Source organism: Agromyces sp. SYSU T00194 (assembly GCF_040496035.1).
Classification (GTDB): domain Bacteria; phylum Actinomycetota; class Actinomycetes; order Actinomycetales; family Microbacteriaceae; genus Agromyces; species Agromyces chitinivorans.
Genome location: NZ_JBEPJZ010000002.1, coordinates 402,189 through 426,809 on the forward strand (window position 1 = coordinate 402,189; position 24,621 = coordinate 426,809).

The following is a 24,621-nucleotide window of genomic DNA, read 5'->3' on the forward strand; positions in this document are numbered from 1 at the left end:
CGCTCAGCCTAGCGGCGAGGTCGGCGGGCTCGGCGCGGGGCCGGGCCACCACGCTTCCGGCTCCGCGGCCGGCGTTCCCTCCGCAGGGGGCGGGTAGCCGTGCGCGACGATCCGCTCGGGCCGGTACGCCTCGCCGGCACCCACGGTGAAGGCCCAGACGAAGGGCACGAGGACCCCGAGCGCCACGTAGCCGGCGTCGCGACCGAACGCGAGCCCCGTCCGGTGCATCCCGATCCACAGGAAGATCGAGGTGACCCACGACCCGCCGGGGACGAGCTGCAGCCAGGTCAGGTGGCCCGGCTGCCCGCCGAGGCGGAGCCACGAGTACGTGCGCAGGAGCGGGACCCACGCACGCCACGCCGGGATGCCGACCCGGCCGAACAGCACCGTGAGCCCGGCCCCCATGAGCACCCAGGAACCGACGAGCACCGCGGACACGAACACGAGGCCCAGCAGCACGAACGCTCCCAGCGCCACGACGAACTCGAGCGGCGGCACCAGGGGCGACGTCGGACCGGACCCCGCCGACGCGCCGCCGAGGTCCCAGGACGGCTTCCGCACCAGCGCACCGTCTCCGCCGACCGCCTGCGCGCACTCGATCGTCGGCTCGTTCAGGTACGTGCCCGAGGCCGGGTACCAGACCCACGGGGCGAACTCCGGCTCCGACGTGCCGATCGCAACGGAGCAGACGGCGCGCGCCGTCTCGGCCATCGCCTCGGTCCCCGGATACGCGCCCTCGAGGTCCTCCCGGTGCACCAACCTCGCCGCAGCGCCGGCGTCGCAGTCCACGAGCCGCACCAGGCTCCCGAACTCGCCCCCGGCGTCCTGCGCCGGGTCGAGGCACTCGCCGATGCGCACCGCGGAGATGTGGACGACGTCCGGGTCCGCGAGCGTGCCCGCGGCGTCCGCCGCAGCGAGCGAGGTCGCGAGCCGCGACCCGTCGCGGGGCACCGCGACGCACTCCAGCTCCGGACGGTCGGCGAAGGATGCCTCGTCGGGGATCCGGTACACCGCCTCCAGCACGCTCTGCTCGATCCGGAGCCCGGACGGCACCACCGCACGATCGCACAGGGCGGCCGCGCGGACCAGGAGCGCGTCGTGGCCCGGGTACGCGCCATGCACCCGGAGCCGGGCGTACACCTCGCCGTCGTGCGCCGCATCGCACGAGGCGACCGTCGCCTCGGCCGCCACGCCGGAACCGTCGCGCGCGACGAGGTCGACGCAGCTGCCGACCTCGACGTCGCCCGCGGCGGCGCCGGCGCCGGCATCGGCCGCCTGCGCGGGCGCGGCCGTGAGCAGCATCCCGACCGCCAGGGCCGCGATCGCCGCGGCCCTGCCGGAGATCACGAACCGATCTCCTGGTACGCCGCGAACAGCAGCGACTGCTCGGGCGCCTGCAGCACGGTCGGCTTGGCGAGGTCGTCGAGCACGATGAAGCGCAGCATCGCGCCGCGGGCCTTCTTGTCCCGCTGCATGGTCGCGAGCAGCGTGTTCCACCGGCCGACGGGGTAGGTCGTGGGCAGGTTCAGCAGGTCGAGCACGCGGCGGTGCCGGTCGACGACCTCGTCGGAGAGCCGGCCCGCGAGGCGCGAGAGCTCGGCCGCGAACATCATGCCCACCGCGACCGCGGCGCCGTGGCGCCACTGGTAGCGCTCGGCGTGCTCGATCGCGTGGCCGAGGGTGTGGCCGTAGTTGAGGATCTCGCGGAGGCCCTGCTCGGTGAAGTCCTCGCTGACGACCTCCGCCTTCATCGTGATCGCCAGTTCGAGGACACGGCGGAACTGCGGGGTCGACGGGTCGGTCGCGGCATCCGGGTCGGCCTCGATGACGTCGAGGATCTCGGGGTAGCGGATGAAGCCGGCCTTCACGATCTCGGCGAAGCCCGCGAGGATCTCGTTGCGCGACAGCGTGTCGAGGTGGTCGAGGTCGCAGAGCACCGCGGCCGGCGCGTAGAAGGCGCCCACGAGGTTCTTGCCCTCGGCGGTGTTGATGCCGGTCTTGCCGCCGACCGCAGCGTCGACCATGCCGAGCACCGTGGTCGGCACCTGCACGAGCTTCACCCCGCGCAGCCAGGTGGCCGCGACGAATCCCGCGAGATCGGTCACCGCTCCCCCGCCGAAGCCGATGACCGCATCGCTGCGGGTGAAGTCGGCCTGGCCCATGACCTGCCAGCAGAACGCGGCGACCTCGACGCGCTTGCCGGCCTCCGCGTCGGGCACCTCCGCGAGCAGCACCTCGTAGCGGCCCAGCAGCGCCTCGCGGAGCGCCGCGGCCTTCGCACCGAGCGTCGGCGGGTGCACCATGAGCACCTTCGCGACGCCGCCGCCCAGGGCGTCCGCCACGCCGTCGGCCGTGATGCCCCGCCCGACGCGCACGTCGTAGCCGTCGGCGCCGCCGACCCGGATCGTCGTCGTCTCGTCGGTCACGTCTCGTTCCTCCACCAGTCGCAGATCAGGTCGGTCAGCTGGGCCGCGGTGCCGCTGCGCGTGTCGACCACGAGGTCGGCGAGCGCGTCGTAGACCGGCTTCCGCTCGGCCGCGATGCGGGTCCAGGTCTCGATGCCGCCGCCGTCGAGCAGCGGTCGGCGCGCGCCGGCCGCACCGAGCCGAGCCGCGACGGTGCGCGCATCGACGTGCAGCAGCACGACGGATGCCTCGCCGAGGTCCTCGCGCGTGCCCGCATCGAGCACCGCGCCGCCGCCGAGCGAGACGACCGCCCGCTCGCGCAGCGCCGCGGCGACCGCGGTGCGCTCCTTCGCGCGGAACCCGGCCTCGCCCTCGGTCGCGAAGATCTCGTGGATGGGACCGTGCGCCGCCACGATCTCGGCGTCGGTGTCGATGAACGGCAGGTCCAGGGCGGCGGCGACCCGTCGGCCGAGCTTGGTCTTGCCCGATCCCATCGGGCCGATGAGCACGAGCGGAAGGGGCCGCTCAGGCATCCGCGTCGGCGGTCACGGCGGAGGCCACGTGCGTGGCGAGGCGCTCGGGGATGCCGTCGAGGTAGCCGCGCAGGTTGCGCGCGGTCTCGGCGACCGCGTCGCCGCCGAACTTCTCGAGCACCGCGTTGGCGAGCGTGAGCGCCACCATCGCCTCGGCGACCACGCCCGCGGCGGGCACCGCGCAGACGTCGGAGCGCTGGTGGTGCGCGGTCGCGGCCTCGCCGGACGCCACGTCGACCGTGCGCAGCGCACGCGGCACCGTCGCGATCGGCTTCATGCCCGCGCGCACCCGCAGGACGGTGCCCGTGGACATGCCGCCCTCGGTACCGCCGGCACGGTCGCTCACGCGCGAGATGAGCCCGTCGTCGAGGTCGAGCTCGTCGTGCGCCTCCGAGCCGCGGCGCGTCGTGGTGAGGAAGCCGTCGCCGACCTCCACGCCCTTGATCGCCTGGATGCCCATGAGGGCGGCGGCGAGCTGCGAGTCGAGACGTCGGTCCCAGTGCACGTGCGAGCCCAGCCCCGGAGGCACCCCGTAGGCGAGCACCTCGACCACGCCGCCGAGCGTGTCGCCCTCCTTGTGGGCGAGGTCGACCTCGGCCACCATGCGCGCCGAGGTCTCGGCGTCGAAGCACCGCAGCGGGTCGGCGTCGAGCGCGTCGACGTCGTCGGGCATCGGCAGCGGGCGTCCCTCGGGCACGCGCACCGGGCCGATCGCGATCGTGTGGGCGACCAGGCGGATGCCGAGCCCCGCGAGGAACGACCGCGCGACGGCGCCGAGCGCCACGCGCGCGGCGGTCTCGCGGGCGCTCGCGCGCTCGAGCACCGGCCGCGCCTCGTCGAAGCCGTACTTCTGCATGCCGACGAGGTCGGCGTGGCCCGGACGCGGTCGCGTGAGCGGCGCACCGCGGCCGCGCGAGAGCCGCTCGGGATCGACGGGCTCGGGGCTCATGACCTCGGTCCACTTCGGCCACTCGGTATTGCCGATGCGCAGCGCGATCGGACTGCCCATGCTGAGGCCGTGGCGCACGCCGCCGGAGATCGCGAGCTCGTCCTGCTCGAACTTCATGCGTGCGCCGCGCCCGTAGCCGAGCTTGCGACGAGCGAGGTCGGAGCGGATGTCGTCGAGCGCGACCGGCACGCCCGCCGGCAGGCCCTCGAGGACGGCGACGAGTTCGGGGCCGTGCGATTCCCCCGCGGTGAGCCATCGAAGCATGGGGACTATCCTCCCATGTCGTCGAGCGCATGACGCATCGCAGCGAGCACGGCCGCCTCGTCGGGCAACTGGGCGCCCGGGTCGCCGAAGGCGAAGATGCGCACCTGCACGAGCGCCTGGTGCAGCAGCATCGGCAGTCCGGAGATCACCGGCCTGCTCGCATCCGACCAGATCGAGGAGGTCGCGGTCGGCCACGGGGCGTAGACGACGTCGAACAGGGTCGACGACGCGACGAGGGCCTCGTCGACCCGGACTCCGGGCGCCGTGCCGCCGGGCAGGCAGCCCACCGCGAGACTCGCCGGGCCCGCGTCGGCGAGGCCGGCGAGCGGCAGCGCGCGCACGTCGACCCCGAGCTCCGGCCCGAGCGCGACGAGTCCGTCGGCCTTCGCCGGCGTGCGCGCGTAGACGTCGACCCGGTCTGCGCCGAGCTCCGCGATCGCGACGAGCGCCGACGTCGCGGTCGCACCGGCGCCGACCAGCACCGCCCGGCCGACCTCGCCGACGCCCCGCTCGCCGAGCGCGCGCACGATGCCCGCGACATCCGTGTTGAAGCCGAGCAATCGTCCGTCGTCGGCCCGGAGCACCGTGTTCACGGCGTTCGTGAGGCGCGCGACGCGGTCGATCCCGTCGAGCGCGGGGATCACGTCGCGCTTCAGGGGCATCGTCAGTGACAGCCCCCGCCACGGGTCCCGGAGGGCCCGCACGAAGTCCGCGATGCCGTCGCCGGTCATCTCGATGGCCTCGTAGGTCCAGTCCAGGCCGAGCGCGCCGTAGGCGGCCCGATGCAGGGTCGGGCTCAGGGAGTGCGCGATCGGCGAGCCGAGCACCGCGAGGCGCCGCCCTCGCGGGAGCTCAGCCGCCATATTCGGGGTGGTCGCGGAGCCAGGCCTGGTACTGGGCGACGGCCGCCTCGTGCTCCGCGAGGGTCGTGCTGAACACGGTCTCGCCGGTATCGAGGTTCACCGTCACGAAGTACACCCAGGTGCCGTCGGCGGGGTGCAGCGCGGCGTCGATGCCCAGGTCGCCCGGGTTGCCGATCGGTCCGGGCGGCAGCCCCGGGTGCACGTACGAGTTGTAGGGGTTCGACGCGTCGGCGCGCTCGGCGTCGGTGGTCGTGATCACGCCGTCCTCGCCGATGCCGTAGTGCACGGTCGAGTCGAACTGGAGCAGGCCGTTCGTGGGCGAGTCGTCCGACAGTCGGTTCCGGATGACCCGCGACACCTTGTAGTAGTCGTCTCGCAGGCCCGCCTCGCGCTCCAGCATCGAGGCGATGATGATCGTCTCCCAGCGGTCCTCGGGGGCGACCCCCGCCTCGTCGAGCGCCTGGAACTGGCGATCGACCAGGGTGCGGACGACCTCCTCGGCCGTCGCGTCGGGTCCGAACGTGTACGTCGCCGGGAAGAGGAAGCCCTCGACCGTCGTCGCCTCGTCGGGCAGGCCCAGGGCGGCGGGGTCGGACGCCGCGGCCTCGAGGTCCTCGACCGGGATGCCCGTTCCCTGCGCCGCCGCGGAGAGCGCGTTGTCGGCCCACATGCCCTCGGTGATGACGAAGGTGTTCTCGAGCCGGTTGGCCTCGTCGAGCAGCGCGTCGAGCGCGGCCTGCGCGCTCATCTCGGCGGCGAGCTGGTACGCCCCGGGGTAGAAGACCGGGTTCTGCTCGAGGATGAGCTCGTAGAACGCGTCGAACGAGGCGGTCACGCCCTGGTCGTGGAGGTTCGCGGCGATGTCCTCCCCGGTGTCGCCGTCCTCGATCATGAAGACGAGTTCGCCGGTGCCCGCACCCGAGTAGTCGGGCGCGGGCTCGAACCGCTCCATGAACGTCGCGAGCGGCGCCTGCACGGCGAAGTAGCCGCCGACGAGCGCGCCCACGATGATGAGCACGACGATCAGGCAGCCCCAGCCACCCCGGCGCCGCGGCGGCGCCGTCTCATGCGCGTCGCCGAACTCGAGGCCCGCCGGGCCGTCGTTCGCGGGCCGCCGCTGCGCCCCGGATGACGGCGTGGCGTTCCGCTGCGGCGCGGCCTGGCCCGCCGGGGTCCGCTGCGGGCCGGTCGCCGCCTCGCGTGCGTCCCGTCGCGAGCCGGAGCCCTTGCGCCCCCGGGCCGCTGCAGCCGCGGCGGCGGCCTCGGCCTCGCGCGCCTCGCGGCGCGTCATCGGCCGGCCGGTGGGCGCCTCCCCGCCCTCCGGGGCCGGCGGCGGTGCCGGCCGCCCGCCGCCGGGCACGCCGGTCAGGACGTGGTCCCAATCGAGACCGTCGTCGTGGCGTGCGCGCGAGTCGCGTCCGTCGCTCGGCGGGGGGAATGACACGGGGGCTAGGGTCCTTCGTTCGGGTCGACCAGCGATCCCGGCGGCGTCGTAGCCGACCGCTCGGCATCGAGGGCGTGCTGGAGAATGATAACCGCAGCCACCTGGTCGACGACCGGACGGTGGTGCTTGGTGCGCTTGCCGGAGCTCCGCAGCGCCGAGTGCGCGGAGACGGTGGAGAGCCGCTCGTCGACGAGGCGCACGGGCACCCGCGCGGCCGCGGCGAGTCGCCCCGCGAAGGCGACCGCGTCGTCCGTCGACGCCGTCGCGGCGCCGGACATCGAGAGCGGATGCCCCACGACGATCTCGATCGCGTCGAGCTCGTCGGCCAGGCCGACGATGCGGCCGACGTCCGCCCCCGACTCGTCGTCGCGCGGCACGGTCTCGACCGGCGTCGCCAGCATGGCGTGCGGGTCGCAGCGCGCCACGCCCACCCGGGCGCGCCCCACGTCGACCCCGATCCGCACCCCCGGGCGCAGCGTCACGCGACCGCCCGGCGCACGGCCTCGAGCGCCGCGGGGATCGCGGAGGCGTCCTGCCCGCCGCCCTGCGCGAGGTCGTCCTTGCCACCGCCGCCACCGCCGAGCACGCCCGCCATCTGCTTCGCGAGGGCGCCCGCCTTGAGCCCGTGCTCGCGGGCGGCGGGGTTCGTGGCGACGATCGCCACCGGGCGGGACTTCACGACCGCGGTGAGCGCCACGACCGCGGCATCCGTGCCGAGGCGCTCGCGCACGCCCGTCGCGAGCATGCGCAGGTCGTCGCCCGAGCCCAGTTCGCCGAGGTCCTCGGCGATCAGTCGGACGTCGCCGATCCGTGCGGCCTGCGCGGCGATCGAGGGGATGCGGTCGGCCAGGGCGCGAGCCTCGTACTGGGCGATGCGCTTCTCGGCGGCCTTGAGGCCCTGCACGAGTTCGTTGACGCGGTCGACCAGCTGGTCCTGCGGCGTCTTGAGGTTGCTGGTGAGCTCGGCGACGAGCGCGCGCTCCGCGGCGAAGCGGCGGAACGCGTCGAGGCCGACGAGCGACTCGACGCGGCGGATGGTCGAGCCGACCGACGACTCGCCGATCAGGTTGATCATGCCGATCTCGGCACTCGTGCGCACGTGGGTGCCGGCGCACAGCTCGCGCGACCACGGGCCGCCGATGTCGACGACGCGCACGACGTCGCCGTACTTCTCGCCGAACAGCGCCATCGCCCCGAGCTCCTTCGCCTCCGCGAGCGGCATCTCGCGCGTGACGACCTCGAGGTTGTCGCGCACGGCATTGTTCGAGATCTCCTCGATCTCGCTGCGCGTCTCGGCCGACAGCGCGCTGTTCCAGCCGAAGTCGAGCCGCAGGTAGCCGGCCTTGTTGAACGAGCCCGACTGGTGCGCGTTCGGGCCGAGCACCTGGCGGAGCGCGGCGTGGATCACGTGGGTGCCCGAGTGCGCCTGGGTCGCGCCGCGCCGGTAGGTCTCGTCCACCAGCGTGGTCGCGCGATCGCCGACGGCGACCTGCCCGCTCGTCACCTCGACCGTGTGGCTGATCAGCCCCTTGACGGGCTTCTGCACGTCGAGCACCTTCAGCTCGTAGCCGTCGCCCACGATGAGTCCCTGGTCGGCGGCCTGGCCGCCGGACTCCGCGTAGAGCGACGTCTCGGCGAGCACGACCTCCGCGGTCTGCCCCGCGGTGGCGACCGCGACCGGGCGGCCTGCGACGAGCAGGCCGAGCACCGACGACTCGGTCGTGAGGTCGGTGTACCCCGTGAAGACGGTCTCGCCCCGAGCGCGCAGGTCGGCGTAGACCGACAGGTCGGCCAGCGCCTTCTTCTTCGACTTCGCGTCGGCCTTCGCACGCGAGCGCTGCTCGGCCATCAGCGTGTCGAACGCGCCGCGATCGACCGAGAGCCCGGCCTCCTCGGCCATCTCGAGCGTGAGCTCGATCGGGAACCCGTAGGTGTCGTGCAGCAGGAACGCGGTGTCGCCCGGCAGCGCGGTGCTGCCCGCCTCCTTCGTCGACCCGACCGCGAGGTCGAGGATCGACGTGCCCGCGGTCAGCGTGCGGAGGAAGGTCTCCTCCTCGCCGAGCGCGAGCTGCGAGATCTGCCCGTAGTCGTGCTCGACCTCGGGATATGCGGCCTTCATCGCGTCCCGCGAGGCGCCGAACAGGGTGGCGAACGTCGGCTCCTCGACGCCGAGCAGGCGCATGGCGCGGATGGAGCGTCGCAGCAGGCGGCGCAGGATGTACCCGCGACCCTCGTTCGAGGGCGCCACCCCGTCGCTCATGAGCATCAGCGAGGAGCGCACGTGGTCGGCGATGACGCGCATGCGCACGTCGTCCTCGTGGTCGGCGCCGTAGCGTCGGCCCGAGAGCTCGGCCGCGGCGTCGAGCACCGGGCGCACCTGGTCGATCTCGTACATGTTGTCGACGCCCTGCTTGAGGAACGCGACGCGCTCGAGGCCCATGCCGGTGTCGATGTTCTTCTTCGGCAGCTCGCCCACGATGCGGAAGTCGGTCTTCGACCGGACGTCCTCGATGAGGTACTGCATGAACACCAGGTTCCAGATCTCCACGTAGCGGTCGTCGTCCGTGGCGGGACCGCCGTCGACGCCGTACGCCGGGCCGCGGTCGAAGAAGATCTCCGAGCACGGCCCGGCGGGGCCGGGCTGGCCGGTGGACCAGTAGTTGGTGTCCTTGTCGAGCCGCTGGATGCGGTCGTCGGGCAACCCCGCGATCCGCTTCCACAGCGCGATCGCCTCGTCGTCGTCCTTGTAGACGGTGACCCACAGGTCGCGCTCGTCGAACCCGTAGCCGCCCGCGGACTCTGGCGTGGTGAGCAGCTCCCACGCGTACCCGATGGCGCCTTCCTTGAAGTAGTCGCCGAACGAGAAGTTGCCGTTCATCTGGAAGAACGTGCCGTGACGCGGCGTGCGGCCGACCTCCTCGATGTCGTTCGTGCGGATGCACTTCTGCACGCTCGTGGCGCGCGGGAACGGCGCCGGCACGACCCCGGTGAGGTACGGCACGAACGGCACCATGCCGGCCACCGTGAACATCAGGGTGGGGTCGTCGCTCACGAGCGAGGCGGAGGGGACGACGGTGTGTCCGCGCTGGGCGAAGTAGTCCAGCCAGCGCTGGCGGATGTCGGCAGTCTGCATGGTTCCGTTCAGGGGTGGTCGTCACCCGCGGCGGCGGGTGGGGCGGTGCGGTGCGGGTGGCCTAGGACTTCGCGTCCTCGGCGGCCTCGGCGACCTCCTCGGCCGCGTCCGCGAGCTCGTCCGCGGTCTCCGCGGCGGCCTCCTTGGCGCTGGCCACGACCTCGTCGACCATGGCGCGGAGCTCGGCCTCGCGCGCGTGGTAGCCGTCGGCCACGGCCTTGCCGAACTCCTTCGCACGTGCGTCGACGGTCGCGAAGAACTGCTGGCCCTGCTGGGTCTTGTTGACCTGGTGCGCGGCGACGAATCCGGCCGCAACGCCGACGGTGAACCAGAGGATGTTCTTCATTGCTGTCTCCTTCACTGCTTGTCGTGTGCCTGCGACGCGGCGCGCCGGGGACCAGTCTAGTGGCGTCGTCGGGGGCCACCGCCCGCCGCGGCACGGGTTCCCGGAGCGAGCGCCGGGGACGACGAAGGGGGCCGTGGCACGAGCCACGACCCCCTTCGTCGAACGGATGTCAGCGAGCGGCGTAGTACTCGACGACCAGCTGGACCTCGCAGGTCACGGGGACCTCGGCGCGCTTCGGGCGACGCACGAGCTTCGCCTGCAGCTTGTCGAGCTCGACCTCGAGGTAGCCCGGGGTCTTCGGGAGCACGTCGACGTGACCGCCGGCGGCCGCGACCTGGAACGGCTCGGAGCCCTCGGAACGGGTCTTGACGCCGATGGTCTGGCCCGGCTTCACGCGGAACGAGGGACGGTCGACGAGCTTGCCGTCGACGAGGATGTGGCGGTGCACGACGAACTGGCGTGCCTGCGCGGTGGTGCGGGCGAAGCCGGCGCGCAGCACGAGCGCGTCGAGGCGCATCTCGAGCAGCTCGACGAGGTTCTCGCCGGTGGCGCCCTCGGTGCGCTTGGCCTCGTTGTAGGCGATGCGCAGCTGCTTCTCGCGGATGCCGTACTGGGCCCGGAGGCGCTGCTTCTCGCGGAGGCGGATGGCGTAGTCGGAGTCGGCCTTGCGCTTGGTGCGGCCGTGCTCGCCCGGTGCGTAGGGGCGCTTCTCCATGTGGCGCGCGGCCTTCGGGGTCAGCGGGATGCCCAGGGCGCGCGAGAGGCGGGTCTTGCTACGGGTGCGTGACGTGGTGGACACGGGTTCCTTTCGGAGGGGATGCTCGTACGTATGGACTCCCGGGCACAGCGCACGGGAGGAAGTATGAGGGATTCGCCTGGGGGCGACCGGCTACAGGTCGCATCCGTTCGCCGTGGTTCTCCGCGCAGCCGCTCGCTGAGACCTGGCTTCAGGCCGCATCGATGGTAGCACGAAGCGGATGCCCCGGCCGAACCACGCGCTCACCCGCGCACGATCTTGAGCAGCCGCTCCAGTCGCGCGGCGATCTCCCGCTCGTTGCCGTGGTCGCCGGGCAGGTAGTACCGGGCGCGCTCCAGCCCCTCGGGCAGGTAGTCCTGACGTACGACGCCGGCTGCGGCGTCGTGCGGGTACGCGTAGCCCTTCCCGTGGCCGAGGCGCTTCGCGCCCGGGTAGTGCGCGTCGCGCAGGTGCTTCGGCACGGGGCCCGCGTGGCCGGCCCGCACGTCGGCGATGGCCCGGTCGATGCCGAGGTAGGCCGCGTTCGACTTCGGCGCGGTGGCGAGGTGCACGACGGCCTGTGCGAGCGGGATGCGGCCTTCGGGCATGCCGATGTACTGCACGGCGTCGGCCGCCGCGACCGCGACCTGCAGTGCCTGCGGATCGGCCATGCCGATGTCCTCGGAGGCGAGCACGATGATGCGGCGCGCGATGAACCGCGGGTCCTCCCCCGCCTCGATCATGCGCGCGAGGTAGTGCAGTGCCGCGTCGACGTCGGAGCCCCGCACCGACTTGATGAACGCGCTGATCACGTCGTAGTGCTCGTCGCCGTTGCGGTCGTACCGGAGCAGCGCACGGTCGACGGCGCGCGCGACCAGTTCGGCGGTGATCACCGGGCGCGGGTCGTGGTCGGGCTCGTCGTCGGGGGCGGCTTCGCCCCCACCGGCATCCGCCTCGTCGCCCGCGTCGTCCCGGTCCTCGCCGACGCCCGGCGCGTCGTCGCCCGCACGCGCATCGGCCCGGTCGCTCTCGTCCTGGCCGTCCTCGTCGCCGGACCCGCCCTCGCCGGTCGCGGCGGATGCCGCGGCCGCCTCGCTCGCCGCGGTCACCGAGGCCGCCTCGAGTGCCGTGAGCGCGCGCCGGGCGTCACCGGACGCCAGCCGGATGAGCGCCGCCCGCGCCTCGGGATCGAGCACCACGCGGTCGCCCAGCCCGCGCGGATCGCGCACGGCGCGGTCGACGAGCACGCCCAGGTCGTCGTCGGACAGCGGCTCGAGCGTGAGCAGCAGCGAGCGCGACAGCAGCGGCGAGACGACCGAGAACGACGGGTTCTCGGTCGTCGCCGCGACGAGGATCACCCACCCGTTCTCGACGCCCGGCAGCAGCGCGTCCTGCTGGGCCTTCGTGAAGCGGTGGATCTCGTCGAGGAACAGGACCGTCGAGACGCCGTAGAGGTCGCGGCTCGAGCGCGCCTCCTCCATGACCTGGCGGACGTCCTTCACCCCGGCCGAGACCGCCGAGAGCTCGACGAACCGCCGGCCCGAGGAGCGGGCGATCGCCTGCGCGAGCGTGGTCTTGCCCGTGCCCGGCGGGCCCCACAGGATCACCGAGACCGAGCCGGAGCGCCCGGACGCATCGCTCGCGAGCGCGACCAGCGGCGAGCCGGGCGTGAGCAGGTGCCGCTGCCCGGCGACCTCGTCGAGGCCCGACGGGCGCATGCGCACGGCGAGGGGCGTCGCGCCGGAGCGCAGCCCCGGGGCGGACTCGACCATGACTCCAGCGTAACGGCGCGCACCGACGGCGGGTCGCCCGCAGTTGGCCGCACGCGGATGCCTCCCCTAGAGTGCATCCGGACCGACGAGCACTCGACCGTCGAGCACTCGGACCGTCGAGCACGAGGAGCGGTGTGGCAGCGAAGAACACGCAGGAACGCGTCGAGCGGGAGCGCCTGCGCGCGTACCGGGCCCGGAAGCAGGTCCACGAGCACAAGCAGCGGCGGCGCGTGCGCGACAACGTCATCGCCGGGTCGGTGCTCCTGCTCGTGCTCGTGGTCGCGACGTTCGCCCAGATCGCCTACTTCTCGGCGGGACCCGGAGCCCCGGTCGCGGAGACCGAGACGCCCGTGCCGACGGACGACGCGGCCGACGGCGAGAACGTCGGCGACGTCCCGTCGCCCGACCTCGCCGAGGACCGCACCTGGACCGGCACGCTGACGCTGAACGACGTTCCACTCGGGATCGAGCTCGACGGCGCCGCCGCGCCGCAGGCGGTGGCATCCGAGGTCACGCTCATCCAGTCGGGCTTCTACGACGGACTCTCCTGCCACCGCCTGACCGAGGGCTCCATCTGGGTGCTCCAGTGCGGTGACCCCGCAGGCGACGGCACCGGCGGCCCGGGCTACAGCTACGGCCCCATCGAGAACGCGCCCGCCGACGACCTCTACCCCGCGGGCACCATCGCCATGGCGCGCGCGTCGTTCGACGCCTACAGCAACGGCAGCCAGTTCTTCATCGTCTACGAGGACACGACGCTGACCCCCGACGAGGCGGGCGGCTACTCCGTCATCGGCACCGTGACCGATGGTCTCGACGAGCTGCGCGCGTCGATCACCGACGCGGGCGTCGAGGGCGGCGGCACCGACGGCGCGCCGGCGGTGCCCACCACCATCACCGCGTTCACGATCGAGTAACGGCGAGGGCCTCCGGCGGACGGTGCAATAGGCTGGGTGCCGGCGTCGCCGTCTCGGCGGCGTCGAGTTCGACAAGGTGAGGCCGTGGCTCAAGAAGATCAGCAGCAGTGGGGTCGCGTCGATGAGACGGGAACCGTGTACGTCAAGGACGGCGACGGCGAACGCGCCGTGGGCCAGTACCCCGACGGCACCCCCGAGGAGGCGCTCGCCTACTTCGAGCGCAAGTACCACGACCTCGCCGGCCAGGTGACGCTGCTCGAGCAGCGCTCGCGCGCCGGGGCATCCGCCGCCGACGTCGCCAAGGCCGTCGCCCACCTGCAGGAGACCGTCGCGGGCGCGAACGCCGTCGGCGACCTCGCCACGCTCCGCACGCGCCTCGAGGCGCTCAGCGGCACCGTGGGCGAGCAGACCGAGCAGCAGAAGGCGGAGGCCGCGGAGGCCCTCGAGGCCGCGATCGCGGAGCGCACCGCCATCGTCGAGGAGGCGGAGGCGCTCGCCGCCGCCGACCCGTCGAAGACGCAGTGGAAGCAGGCGACGGCGACGCTCGACGAGCTGTTCGCCCGCTGGCAGCGTCACCAGCAGGACGGCCCGCGGTTGCCGAAGGGCCAGGCCAACGACCTCTGGAAGCGGTTCCGTGCCGCGCGCTCGACCGTGGAGACCCACCGCAAGGCGTTCTTCGCCGAGCTCGACGCCTCGCACCGCGAGGTGCGCGCGGCCAAGCAGCGCCTGATCGACCGCGCCGAGCAGCTCGCGCCGCGCGGCGCCGACGGCATCCCCGAGTACCGCTCGCTGCTCGACGACTGGAAGCGCGCCGGCCGGGCCGGCAAGAAGCAGGACGACGCCCTCTGGGCTAGGTTCAAGGCCGCCGGCGACGTGCTGTTCCAGGCGAAGGCCGAGATCGACGCGGTCGAGAACGCCGAGTTCGAGGAGAACCTCACCGCGAAGCTCGCGCTGCTCGACGAGGCCGAGCCGCTCCTGAAGGCGACGGATGCGGCGAAGGCGCGCTCGACGCTGACCGACGTGCAGCGTCGCTGGGACGCGATCGGCAAGGTGCCCCGTGCGCAGCTGCGCACGGTCGAGGATCGCCTCCGGAAGATCGAGAACGCGGTGCGCGCCCTCGAGGACGAGCGCTGGGAGCGCGAGGACCCCGAGAAGAAGGCACGCTCCGAGGGGCTCGCCGGCCAGCTCGAGGAGGCCATCGAGCAGCTGGAGTCCGAGCTCGACGCGGCGCGCGGCCGCGGCGACGGGAAGGCCGTCACCGAAGCCGAGGAGGCGTTGTCGGCGCGGAAGGCGTGGCTCAAGGCCATCTCCGGCTGACCGGAGGCTCCTCCACACCCCGGGTGACTGTCCACAGCACGGCCGGGCAACGCCGCGCGCTGCCGCGACGCGGCCACGATGGAGCACATGACCCGGCTCCCCTCGCTGCTGTCGGCCGACGACCTCCCCCTCGCCGAACTGTGCGCGCTGCGCATCGACGGCGAGGTGATGGCACTGCCCGCGGGCTGGGCGCCGGTCGACGAGCCCGACCGGCCCGAGCAGCGGGCCCGCTCGGTGCGCCTCGCGGTCGGACGCGACGTGATCGCGGCGCGGCTGACGGCGGCGTGGGTGCACGGTGCCGTTCCCGCTCCCCCGTCGGTGCCGCAGGTCTGCGTGCGCATCGGGGCGCGTCGCGGCAACGACCCGACCGTGCGCTGCGAGCTCAGCGAGTTGCGCCTCGCCGAGGACGAGATCGTGCGCTGGGGGCCCGCCGCCGCGACGACACCCGAGCGCACCGCCTTCGACCTGCTGCGCACCGCGCACGCTCCCGAGGCGCATCGGCGCGCCGCGATGCGCGTCCTCGAGTTCGCGGGCATCGCGCTCGACGAGTTCCGCGGGCGCGTCGTCGGGCGATCACGGCTTCCGGGCAGGCTGGCGGTGCTCGCCGCGGTCGACGCCGCACTCGAGGCGGCTCCCGGGCCGCAGACGGGCGCGGTGCCTCAGCCGTCGCTGACGCGGTAGACGTCGTACACCGCGTCGATGCGCCGTACGGCGTTGAGCACCCGGTCGAGGTGGGTCGTGTCGCCCATCTCGAAGACGAACTTGCTGATCGCGAGCCGATCGGTCGAGGTCGACACGTTCGCCGAGAGGATGTTCACGTGGTGCTCGCTCAGCACCCTCGTCACGTCGGACAGCAGGCCGCCGCGGTCGAGCGCCTCGATCTGGATCTGCACGAGGAACACGCCCTTGGAGGTCGGCGCCCACTCGACGTCGATCATGCGCTCGGGTTCGCGGAGGAGCGACTGCACGTTGTGGCAGGACGCCTGGTGCACCGAGACGCCGGAGCCGCGGGTGATGAAGCCCACGATCTCGTCCCCGGGCACCGGGGTGCAGCAGCGCGCGAGCTTCACGAGGATGTCCGGCGCGCCCCGCACGAGCACGCCCGAGTCGGAGTTGCGCGAGGCGATCGACGGGCGCGCCGCGATCGGCACGTCCGTGGTGTCGTCGTCCTCGTCCTCGTCGCGCACGAGGGAGATGACCTTCTCGAGCACCGACTGGGTCGACACGTGCCCTTCGCCGATGGCGGCGTAGAGCGAGCTGACGTCCTCGTAGCGCAGCTGCGCGGCGATCTCCGCGAGGGAGTCCTGCCCCATCAGCTTCTGCAGCGGGAGGTTCTGCTTCCGCATCGCGCGCGCGATGGAGTCGCGGCCCTGCTCGATCGCCTCGTCGCGGCGCTCCTTCGTGAACCACTGGCGGATCTTGTTGCGCGCCCGCGGGCTCTTGACGAAGTTCAGCCAGTCCTGGCTCGGGCCCGAGTCGGGGTTCTTCGACGTGAACACCTCGACGACGTCGCCGCTCGCGAGCTGCGTCTCGAGCGGCACGAGACGTCCGTTGACCTTCGCGCCCATCGTGCGGTGACCGACCTCGGTGTGCACGGCGTACGCGAAGTCGATCGGCGTCGCGCCGGCGGGCAGTCCGATGACCCGGCCCTTCGGCGTGAAGACGTAGACCTCCTTCGCACCGATCTCGTAGCGCAGCGAATCGAGGAACTCGCCGGGGTCCGCCGTCTCGGCCTGCCAGTCGGAGATGTGCGCGAGCCACGCCATGTCGGCGTCGCCGACGGCCTTGGAGTCGGTCGCCTTGCCGTTGACCTGCTCCTTGTACTTCCAGTGGGCCGCGACGCCGTACTCGGCGCGCTGGTGCATCTCGTGGGTGCGGATCTGGATCTCGACCGCGCGGCCCTTGGGCCCGATCACCGTCGTGTGCAGCGACTGGTAGAGGTTGAACTTGGGCGTGGCGATGTAGTCCTTGAAGCGACCCGGAAGCGGCGTCCAGCGCGCATGGATGGCGCCGAGCACCGCGTAGCAGTCGCGCACCGAGTTCACGAGCACGCGGATGCCGACGAGGTCGTAGATCTCGTCGAACTCGCGTCCGCGCACGATCATCTTCTGGTAGATCGAGTAGTACTGCTTGGGCCGTCCGACGACCTTGCCCCGGATGCGCGCGGCCTTGAGGTCGTCGTTGACGAGGTCGATCACCGACTGCACGAACTCCTCGCGCTGCGGCGTGCGCTGGCGCACGAGGCTCTCGATCTCGGCGTAGAGCTTCGGGTAGAGCACAGCGAAGCTCAGGTCCTCGAGCTCCCACTTGATGGTCTGGATGCCGAGCCGATGCGCGAGCGGTGCGTAGATCTCGAGCGTCTCGGTCGCCTTGCGGGTGGCGGATGCCGCGGGCACGAAGCCCCAGGTGCGCGCGTTGTGCAGGCGGTCGGCGAGCTTGATGATGAGCACGCGGATGTCCTTGGACATCGCCACGATCATCTTGCGGACGGTCTCGGCCTGCGTCGAGTCGCCGTACTTGACCTTGTCGAGCTTGGTGACCCCGTCGACGAGCATCGCGATCTCGTCGCCGAAGTCGTCGCGCAGCTCATCGAGGCGGTACTCGGTGTCCTCGACCGTGTCGTGCAGCAGCGCCGCGGCGACCGTCTTCGAGCCGATGCCGAGGTCGGCGAGGATCTGAGCGACCGCGATGGGGTGCGTGATGTACGGCTCGCCGCTCTTGCGCTGCTGCCCGCGATGTGCGCGCTCGGCCACCGCGTGCGCACGCTCGATGACCGCGAGATCGGCCTTCGGATGGTGCATCCGGACCGTGCGGAGCAGCGTGTCGACCGCCCCAGATGGCTGCGCCTTCGAGAAGATGCGCGGCACGAGGCGGCGCAGCGACGGGTTGCCCGTCGCGACGGATGACTCGCTCACCATCGCACCACCTCCGCCTTCATTATCGCCGCTCGGCGACGGAGGCGGTGCACGGGGGCCGTGAGGCCCCGCGTCGGCCGGGTCAGGAACCCACCGCCGCAGGCGCCTCGGCCGTGCCGCCGGCGCGCTCGCGCTCCTTGCGGACGCGATCGTCGTGCCGCTTGATCGCGGGCTCGCCCTCGCGGAACTGCGAGTACATCGGGGCTGCGATGAACACGGTCGACCAGGTGCCGACGAGGATGCCGATGAGCAGCGCGAGCGAGATGTCCCGCAGCGTGTCCGCCCCGAGGGCGAACGCGCCGATGAACAGGATCGCGGCGACCGGCAGGGCCGCCACCACGCTCGTGTTGATCGACCGGACGAGGGTCTGGTTCACCGCGAGGTTCACCGACTCGGCGAAGGTGCGCCGGGACTCCTCGCCGTCGTGCGACGTGTTCTCGCGGATCTTGTCGAAGACCACCACGGTGTCGTAGAGCGAGTAGCTGAGGATCGTCAGGATGCCGATCATCGCCGCCGGCGACACCTCGAACCCACTCGCGGCGTAGATGCCCGCCGTCACCACGAGGTCGGCGAACAGCGACAGGATCGCCGCGGCCGACATCTTCCAGGTCCGGAAGTACAACGCCATGAAGAGGGCGGCGAAGATCAGGAAGGCGATGAGGCCGATGATCGCCTGCCGGGTGACATCCGCCCCCCAGCTCGCACCGATGAACGACGACGTGATCTCCGATTCGGGCACGTCGTACGCCTCGGCGAGGGCGGTCGTGACCTCGCGCGTCTCCGCGGCCTCGAGCTGGTCGGTCTGCACGCGCACGCCGGAGTCGCCGACGATCGTCACCCGCGCGACCGCGTCGGGCACGACCGACGCGACGGCGTCGATGGCGGGCTGCTGGGTCGCCTCGCTCACGTTGGAGATGAGGAACTGCGACCCGCCGCGGAACTCGATGCCGAAGTTGAACCCGCGGAGCACGGGCACGAGCACCGACAGGATGATCAGCACGGCGGCGATCGCGTACCACTTGCGGCGTCCGCCGACGAAGTTGAACGAGCGCTTCCCCGTGTAGAGGTCGTTGCCGAAGGTGGTGAGCCGGTTGGCCATCAGGAGTCCTTCCCCTCGTTCGAGGGCGTGTCGCCGACGGCGGCGAGCTCGGCCGCCTTGCGCTCGGCGATGGTCTGCCGACGCTGCGCCTCGCGCGAGCTGGAGGCGACCTTCGTCTTGGTCACGTTCGCGGTGGGCTTGCGGAACTCCGCCCGGCCGCGGTAGACGGCGCCGAGCGCCGTCGGGTCGAGGCCCGACCACGGGTGGCCGCTCGAGAAGAACCGCGTCTGCGCGAGCAGCTGCAGCATCGGGTGCGTGAACAGGATCACGACGATGACGTCGATGACGGTCGTGAGACCCAGCGTGAACGCGAACCCGCGCACGCTGCCGACGGCGAAGATGAACAGCACGATCGCGGCGAGCAGGTTGACGGTCTTCGACGCGAGCACGGTGCGCAGCGCGCGCTTCCAGCCCGCCTCGACGGCGCCGACCAGCGCACGTCCGTCGCGCAGTTCGTCGCGCACGCGTTCGAAGTACACGATGAACGAGTCCGCCGTGAATCCGATCGCGACGATGAGCGCCGCGACGCCCGCGAGCGAGAGCCGGTAGCCCTGGTACCAGGACAGGATCGTGATCGAGAAGTAGGTGATCACGCCCGCCACGACGAGCGATGCGATCGTGACCGACGCGAGCGCACGGTATTGGAACAGGGTGTAGATCACGACGAGGATCAGACCGATGAGTCCCGCGATGAGGCCGCTCTGCAGCTGCGACGAGCCGAGCGTGGCCGAGATCGTGTCCGAGCTCTGCACCGTGAAGCTGATCGGGAGCGCGCCGAACTTCAGCTGGTCGGCGAGGGCCTTCGACGACTCCTGCGTGAAGCTGCCCGTGATCTGCGGACGACCGTCGGTGATGATGCCGTTCATGCTCGGCGCGGAGATGATGCGTCCGTCGAGCACGAACGCGAACTGGTTGCGCGGCGACTCGAGCCCGTACAGGCGCGTGCTGACCGCGGCGAAGTCCTCGGTGCCCTGGTCGTCGAAGCGGAGGTTCACGGCCCAGGTGCCGGTCGAGACGCCGGTCGAGCTCTGCACCATGCCGTTGGTGGCGTCGACGATGTTCTCGCCGCTGACCTCCACCGGGCCGAGCGCGTACTTGATCGAGTTCGTGGTGTCGCACGTGATGAGCGGTTCGTCGGCCGGGTGCACGTTGGCCTCGGCCTCGTCGATGCTCGAGCAGTCGAACGCGTCGTACTCGGCCTGCAGCTCGTCCGTGATCCACGCAGGGTCGCTGGCGTCGGTCGGCTCGGGTGTCTCGGCGGTCTCACCGGACGCATCGTCATCGGTCGCCTCGTCGGTCGGCTGGGCCGACTCCGTGGCGGCGACATCGGCGAGGATCACCGGACGCAGCTCGAGCTTGGCCGACGACTCGATGCGCTGGCGCGTCTCGTCGTCGAGCTCGCCGGGGATCGCCACGACGATGTTGCGATCGCCCTGCGTGGTGATCTCCGCCTCGGAGACGCCGGAGGCGTCGACGCGCTGCCGGAGGATCGAGACGGCCTGGTCGAGCTGCTCGCCCGTGACGCTCTGCCCCTCGGCGAGCTCGGGAGCCAGGATGATCTGCGTGCCGCCCTCGAGGTCGAGCGCGAGCTTGGGCGTCCAGGAGCCGTTGCCCCAGAGCACGCCCGCGCCGTTGACCGCGATGAGCGCGATGATCAGGACGCCCAGCCAGCTGAGGGAGCGCCAGGCCTTTCTGACGGTGGTCGGCCGGGACGACCGCTTGGAGGGTGCAGCCACGAATACCGCTTTCTCTGCACGACGGCGCCGACGGCGCCGTCGTGTGGTGTGGAGGGGTCTCTAGTCGTCCGACTTCTTCGGCTCGGTGCCCGAGTCGGGCGCCTGGTCGGCGTCGTCGACGCGCTCGCCGTACTCCGGCTCGCCCTCGAGCTCGGCGTCGTCGTCGTGCTCCGAACCGGGAGCGGGCGTGACGACTCGGTTGATCGTCTGGCGGTGCACGGTGAGCACGGTGCCCGGGCTCGACTCGAGGAGGACCTGGTTCTCCTCCTCGTCGATCGAGAGGATGGTGCCGAAGACTCCGAAGTTCGTCATCACCTGCGCCCCGGTGGCCACCTTCGACTGCAGCTCGCGCTGCTCCGCCGCGCGCTTGCGCGAGTTGCGGAACATGAAGAAGATGAGCAGCGCCAGGACGGCGAGCATGATGAGTGTGAACGGATCCATCTGGGGGTGCCTTCCGGTGCGCGACGTCGCGGTCACGCCAAGTCTGGGGTGCGCGGCCACGGGGAGCTGCGCGCGGGTGGGATCGGCCTGAGCCTCAAAGGATTATAGGTCATCCAATGGGAGGCCCGTCTCCGGTCCACGGAGCCCGAAGTGCCGCCATGCCGCCGGACTGGCCACACGCCCGCGCGGCGTGCGCGTGAGCAGCCCGATGCGCACGAGGAACGGCTCCACGACCGACTCGATGGTCTCCGCCTCCTCGCCCACCGAGACGGCGAGCGTGTTCAGCCCCACCGGTCCCCCGCCGAACCGGGTCAGGATGGCCTCGATGACCGCCCGGTCGAGGCGGTCGAGTCCCAATGCGTCGACGTCGTAGAGCTCCAGTGCCGCCCGCACCGCGCCGAGGTCGGCGCGCCCGCCGTGCACGAGCGCGTAGTCGCGCACGCGGCGCAGCAGGCGGTTCGCGATGCGCGGCGTACCCCGGCACCGGCCGGCGATCTCCGCCAGCGCCTCGCCGTCGACGTCGAGGCCGAGCATCTCCGCGGCCCGGCCGAGCACCTGCCGCAACTCGTCCTCGCCGTAGAACTCGAGGTGCGCCGTGAACCCGAAGCGGTCGCGCAGCGGGTTCGGCAGCAGCCCCGAGCGCGTGGTCGCACCGACGAGGGTGAACGGTGCGAGGTCGAGCGGCACGCTGGTCGCGCCGGCGCCCTTGCCGACCATGATGTCGATGCGGAAGTCCTCCATCGCGAGGTAGAGCATCTCCTCCGCCGAGCGCGCCATGCGGTGGATCTCGTCGATGAAGAGCACCTCGCCGGGCACCAGGGACGACAGGACGGCCGCGAGGTCGCCGGCGTGCTGGATGGCCGGGCCGCTCGACATGCGCAGCGGCCGCCCGCCCTCGTGCGCCACGATCATGGCGAGGGTCGTCTTGCCGAGCCCGGGCGGGCCCGCGAGCAGGATGTGGTCGGGGGTGCGCTGCTGCATCTGCGCGGCCGTGAGCAGCAGTTGCAACTGCCCGCGCACCCGCGACTGCCCGACGAACTCGCCGAGGCTCCGCGGGCGCAGCGCGCCCTCGAACGCGAGCTCCGCCTCATTGGCGAGTTCGGGGCTGGTCAGGTCGACGGACGGATCGGTCACGACGCCCTCCCCGCGTGCTGGGCGGGGCCGAGCCGGGCGAGCGTGAGCCGCAGCAGCACCGGCACGGATGCGGCGTCGGCATCGGATGCCTCGTCGAGCGTCTCCTCGAGCGCCTGCTGCGCCTGCCGCTCGGGCCAGCCGAGCCCGGTGAGCGCGGCGAGCACGTCGTCGCCCGCGGTCGCCCGCACGGTCGGGACCGCGGCGACGGGCGCCGTGACGACGAGCTTGCCCGTCAGCGACACCACGATGAGCTTGGCGGTCTTCGGCCCGATGCCGCTGACCTTGCGGAAGGCCGCGTCGTCCTCGTTCGCGACCGCGTGCGCCACCTGGTCGGGCGAGAGTGCCGAGAGCACGCCGAGCGCCGACTTCGGGCCGACGCCGGTCACGCCGATGAGCAGGTCGAAGACCTCGATCTCCTCACGGGTGGCGAACCCGAACAGGGCGAGGGCGTCCTCGCGCACGATGAGCGCGGTGTGCACGCGGAGCCTCTCCCCCTCGCGCGAGGACAGGGCGAGCGCGGGCGTCGTCGCCACCTGGAAGCCGACGCCGCCGACGTCGATGACGACCGTTCCGCCGGATGCCGCGAGCACCGTTCCACTGAGCGAGGAGATCACGGCTTCAGACTACGTGCGGCCCCCGACGTCTTCGCGGCACGCTCCGCGGCGAGCCATGCCTTCTGCGCGGGAGTCGCCCCCGCGTCCGCGCCCGCGTCGGCGGAGGATGCGTCGCGCGACGCCGGTCCGGACCGCCATGCGTGGCAGATCGCCAGCGCCAGTGCGTCGGCGGCGTCCGCGGGCGTGGGCGGAGTCGCCAGCCCGAGGATGCGGGCCACCATCGCACCGACCTGCTTCTTGTCGGCGCGACCGTAGCCGGTGATCGCCGCCTTCACCTCGCTGGGCGTGTGCAGCGCGACCGGGAGCTCCCGGCGCGCGGCCAGGTGCATCGCGACGCCGGAGATCTGGGCGGTCCCCATGATGGTCGACACGTCGCTGCGGGCGAAGACCCGCTCGAGGGCCACGGCCTGCGGCCGGTGCTCCTCCAGGATCGCCTCCAGGCCCTCGGCGATGCGCAGCAGCCGCCGCTCGATCGCGAGGTCGGCCGGCGACCGCAGCACGACCACGTCGACCAGCGTCGCCCGACGGTCGGGGGCGACGTCGACGATGCCGACACCGCACCGGGTGAGCCCCGGGTCGATGCCGAGCACGCGCATGGCGGCTACTCGTCCGCCTCGAGCTCCGCCAGCACCTCGGCGCTGACGTCGTAGTTGCTGTAGACGTTCTGCACGTCGTCCGAGTCCTCGAGGGCGTCGATGAGCCGGAACACCTTGCGCGCCGTCTCCGCGTCGACCTCGACCTTGAGCGACGGCACGAACGCGACGTCGGCCGAGTCGTAGTCGATGCCGGCGTCCTGCAGCGCGGTGCGCGTCTGCACCAGGTCGGTCGCCTCGGTGATGACCTCGAAGGTCTCGCCCTCGTCGGTGACCTCCTCGGCGCCCGCGTCGAGCACCGCGGCGAGCACGTCGTCCTCGGTGAGCCCGTCGGCGGCGCCGACGACGATGAGGCCCTTGCGGTTGAAGTTGTACGCGACGCTGCCCGGGTCGGCCATCGTGCCGCCGTTGCGCGTCATCGCGGTGCGCACCTCGGCCGCCGCGCGGTTCTTGTTGTCGGTGAGGCACTCGACGAGGAGCGCGACGCCGTTCGGCGCGTATCCCTCGTACATGATGGTCGTGTACTCGATCGACTCACCGGAGATGCCGGCGCCGCGCTTGATGGCGCGATCGATGTTGTCGTTCGGGACCGAGGTCTTCTTGGCCTTCTGCACGGCGTCGTACAGCGTCGGGTTGCCCGCCAGGTCGGCGCCGCCGAGCTTCGCGGCGACCTCGATGTTCTTGATGAGCTTCGCGAACGACTTCGCACGGCGCGCGTCGATGACGGCCTTCTTGTGCTTGGTCGTCGCCCACTTGGAATGGCCTGACATGAATCTCCCGGGTCGTCTCTCGCGGCGCGCGCGATGCATCCGCGCCGACATGCCATTGTAGGACAGCGCTCGTCGCCGACGGCCCGTCGGCACTCCGTCAGGTCATGCGCCGCAGCGTGCGCAGGTTGCGGTTCGTGGTGGTCGGCCTGTACTTCGCCTTCGCGAGCAGCTTCGCGAACGGGGTGTCGGTGGTCGTGCCCTTCACCGGGTTCCAGTACATGACGCCGTCGCCGCGGCGGAGCGGGTCGACCTCGGCGTCGAGCCCGGATGCGGTCGCCTCGAGCTCGTCCAGTGCCGAGGCGTCGCTCGCGAAGACGACCCACGGCTGCCGCTCGTCGTCGTCGGCGTCGAACGGGAACGCGTCGATCACGTCGGCGACCGCATCGACGGTCGTGAGCACGATCCACGCGTCGTACCCGAACCGCTCCTCGAGGGCGCGCTCGACCGTGCGCTTCACGGCATCGGGCGCAGCGGATGCCTCGAAGACGACGTTGCCGCTCGCGAGCACCGTGCGCACCGCGTCGTAGCCCAGCCCGACGAAGACGTCGCGCAGGTCGGCGGATCGGATGGTCACGCCGCCGACGTTCACGCCGCGGAGCAGGGCGATGTACCGGGTCATGGCGCTCACGCTACGCGCCGC

Annotated in this window: 23 protein-coding genes; 3 read left to right on the forward strand and 20 right to left on the reverse strand. The window is 72.0% G+C overall.

The genetic code is table 11. The features are described from left to right. Window positions 1–3 precede the first annotated feature (3 nt). The 11 genes from ABZK10_RS14680 to ABZK10_RS14730 all read right to left on the reverse strand — a co-directional run bounded on the left by ABZK10_RS14680 (window position 4) and on the right by ABZK10_RS14730 (window position 12,445). Window positions 4–1,347, reverse strand: coding sequence for a DUF5684 domain-containing protein (locus ABZK10_RS14680; protein ID WP_353810043.1), 1,344 nt, complete (start codon window positions 1,345–1,347; stop codon window positions 4–6). Further along, a complete protein-coding gene (gene aroB / locus ABZK10_RS14685) occupies window positions 1,344–2,426 on the reverse strand; it encodes a 3-dehydroquinate synthase (RefSeq protein ID WP_353810044.1) in 1,083 nt (360 codons plus the stop codon). The genes ABZK10_RS14680 and aroB overlap by 4 nt, the downstream gene beginning before the upstream one ends. After that, entirely contained in the window at window positions 2,423–2,938 is a 516-nt protein-coding gene (locus ABZK10_RS14690; protein ID WP_353810045.1) for a shikimate kinase, read from the reverse strand. The genes aroB and ABZK10_RS14690 overlap by 4 nt, the downstream gene beginning before the upstream one ends. After that, window positions 2,931–4,151: a chorismate synthase gene (gene aroC / locus ABZK10_RS14695; protein WP_353810046.1), complete on the reverse strand. Its 1,221-nt coding sequence runs from the start codon at window positions 4,149–4,151 to the stop codon at window positions 2,931–2,933. Before aroC ends, ABZK10_RS14690 begins: the two co-directional genes overlap by 8 nt. A gap of 5 nt (window positions 4,152–4,156) precedes the next feature. Beyond that, window positions 4,157–5,014 carry a shikimate dehydrogenase gene (locus tag ABZK10_RS14700; protein ID WP_353810047.1) on the reverse strand — a complete coding sequence of 286 codons (858 nt, stop codon included), beginning with the start codon at window positions 5,012–5,014 and terminating at the stop codon, window positions 4,157–4,159. Continuing rightward, window positions 5,004–6,458: an endolytic transglycosylase MltG gene (gene mltG / locus ABZK10_RS14705; protein WP_353810048.1), complete on the reverse strand. Its 1,455-nt coding sequence runs from the start codon at window positions 6,456–6,458 to the stop codon at window positions 5,004–5,006. Before mltG ends, ABZK10_RS14700 begins: the two co-directional genes overlap by 11 nt. Window positions 6,459–6,463: 5 nt before the next feature. Next, window positions 6,464–6,934 carry a Holliday junction resolvase RuvX gene (gene ruvX, locus ABZK10_RS14710; protein ID WP_353810551.1) on the reverse strand — a complete coding sequence of 157 codons (471 nt, stop codon included), beginning with the start codon at window positions 6,932–6,934 and terminating at the stop codon, window positions 6,464–6,466. Window positions 6,935–6,936: 2 nt separating this feature from the next. Further along, a complete protein-coding gene (alaS, locus tag ABZK10_RS14715; protein ID WP_353810049.1) occupies window positions 6,937–9,591 on the reverse strand; it encodes an alanine--tRNA ligase in 2,655 nt (884 codons plus the stop codon). 61 nt (window positions 9,592–9,652) lie between these two features. Next, window positions 9,653–9,937, reverse strand: coding sequence for an ATPase (locus ABZK10_RS14720; RefSeq protein ID WP_353810050.1), 285 nt, complete (start codon window positions 9,935–9,937; stop codon window positions 9,653–9,655). A 169-nt stretch (window positions 9,938–10,106) separates the two neighbouring features. Next, on the reverse strand, window positions 10,107–10,736 hold the full coding sequence (gene rpsD / locus ABZK10_RS14725; RefSeq protein ID WP_353810051.1) for a 30S ribosomal protein S4: 630 nt from the start codon (window positions 10,734–10,736) through the stop codon (window positions 10,107–10,109). A 200-nt stretch (window positions 10,737–10,936) separates the two neighbouring features. Then, window positions 10,937–12,445 carry a replication-associated recombination protein A gene (locus ABZK10_RS14730; RefSeq protein WP_353810052.1) on the reverse strand — a complete coding sequence of 503 codons (1,509 nt, stop codon included), beginning with the start codon at window positions 12,443–12,445 and terminating at the stop codon, window positions 10,937–10,939. A gap of 134 nt (window positions 12,446–12,579) precedes the next feature. On the opposite strand from ABZK10_RS14730, the gene ABZK10_RS14735 reads away from it, so the two are divergent. The 3 genes from ABZK10_RS14735 (at window position 12,580) to ABZK10_RS14745 (ending at window position 15,360) form a co-directional block, all read left to right on the forward strand. After that, on the forward strand, window positions 12,580–13,362 hold the full coding sequence (locus ABZK10_RS14735) for a peptidylprolyl isomerase (protein WP_353810053.1): 783 nt from the start codon (window positions 12,580–12,582) through the stop codon (window positions 13,360–13,362). Between the two features lie 84 nt (window positions 13,363–13,446). Further along, window positions 13,447–14,679, forward strand: a complete 1,233-nt coding sequence (locus ABZK10_RS14740; protein ID WP_353810054.1) for a DUF349 domain-containing protein — start codon at window positions 13,447–13,449, stop codon at window positions 14,677–14,679. An 87-nt stretch (window positions 14,680–14,766) separates the two neighbouring features. Continuing rightward, the gene (locus ABZK10_RS14745) at window positions 14,767–15,360 is read left to right on the forward strand and encodes a hypothetical protein (protein WP_353810055.1); all 594 of its coding nucleotides are present in this window, start codon (window positions 14,767–14,769) and stop codon (window positions 15,358–15,360) included. On the opposite strand, the gene ABZK10_RS14750 is transcribed toward ABZK10_RS14745, so the two are convergent. From ABZK10_RS14750 to ABZK10_RS14790, 9 genes are all read right to left on the reverse strand, one after another. Beyond that, window positions 15,339–17,597, reverse strand: a complete 2,259-nt coding sequence (locus ABZK10_RS14750) for a RelA/SpoT family protein (protein ID WP_353810056.1) — start codon at window positions 17,595–17,597, stop codon at window positions 15,339–15,341. The genes ABZK10_RS14745 and ABZK10_RS14750 overlap by 22 nt on opposite strands. 79 nt (window positions 17,598–17,676) lie before the next feature. Next, on the reverse strand, window positions 17,677–18,693 hold the full coding sequence (gene secF, locus ABZK10_RS14755) for a protein translocase subunit SecF (protein WP_353810057.1): 1,017 nt from the start codon (window positions 18,691–18,693) through the stop codon (window positions 17,677–17,679). After that, window positions 18,693–20,429 carry a protein translocase subunit SecD gene (gene secD, locus ABZK10_RS14760; protein WP_353810058.1) on the reverse strand — a complete coding sequence of 579 codons (1,737 nt, stop codon included), beginning with the start codon at window positions 20,427–20,429 and terminating at the stop codon, window positions 18,693–18,695. Before secD ends, secF begins: the two co-directional genes overlap by 1 nt. 60 nt (window positions 20,430–20,489) lie before the next feature. Further along, window positions 20,490–20,870, reverse strand: a complete 381-nt coding sequence (gene yajC / locus ABZK10_RS14765; protein WP_353810059.1) for a preprotein translocase subunit YajC — start codon at window positions 20,868–20,870, stop codon at window positions 20,490–20,492. Between the two features lie 102 nt (window positions 20,871–20,972). Beyond that, entirely contained in the window at window positions 20,973–22,004 is a 1,032-nt protein-coding gene (gene ruvB, locus ABZK10_RS14770) for a Holliday junction branch migration DNA helicase RuvB (protein WP_353810060.1), read from the reverse strand. Further along, window positions 22,001–22,618: a Holliday junction branch migration protein RuvA gene (gene ruvA, locus ABZK10_RS14775; RefSeq protein WP_353810061.1), complete on the reverse strand. Its 618-nt coding sequence runs from the start codon at window positions 22,616–22,618 to the stop codon at window positions 22,001–22,003. Before ruvA ends, ruvB begins: the two co-directional genes overlap by 4 nt. Further along, window positions 22,615–23,214 carry a crossover junction endodeoxyribonuclease RuvC gene (gene ruvC / locus ABZK10_RS14780; protein ID WP_353810062.1) on the reverse strand — a complete coding sequence of 200 codons (600 nt, stop codon included), beginning with the start codon at window positions 23,212–23,214 and terminating at the stop codon, window positions 22,615–22,617. The genes ruvA and ruvC overlap by 4 nt, the downstream gene beginning before the upstream one ends. 5 nt (window positions 23,215–23,219) lie before the next feature. Next, window positions 23,220–23,981 carry a YebC/PmpR family DNA-binding transcriptional regulator gene (locus tag ABZK10_RS14785; protein WP_286309561.1) on the reverse strand — a complete coding sequence of 254 codons (762 nt, stop codon included), beginning with the start codon at window positions 23,979–23,981 and terminating at the stop codon, window positions 23,220–23,222. Window positions 23,982–24,078: 97 nt separating this feature from the next. Beyond that, the gene (locus tag ABZK10_RS14790; protein ID WP_353810063.1) at window positions 24,079–24,600 is read right to left on the reverse strand and encodes a DUF1697 domain-containing protein; all 522 of its coding nucleotides are present in this window, start codon (window positions 24,598–24,600) and stop codon (window positions 24,079–24,081) included. Window positions 24,601–24,621 lie beyond the last annotated feature (21 nt).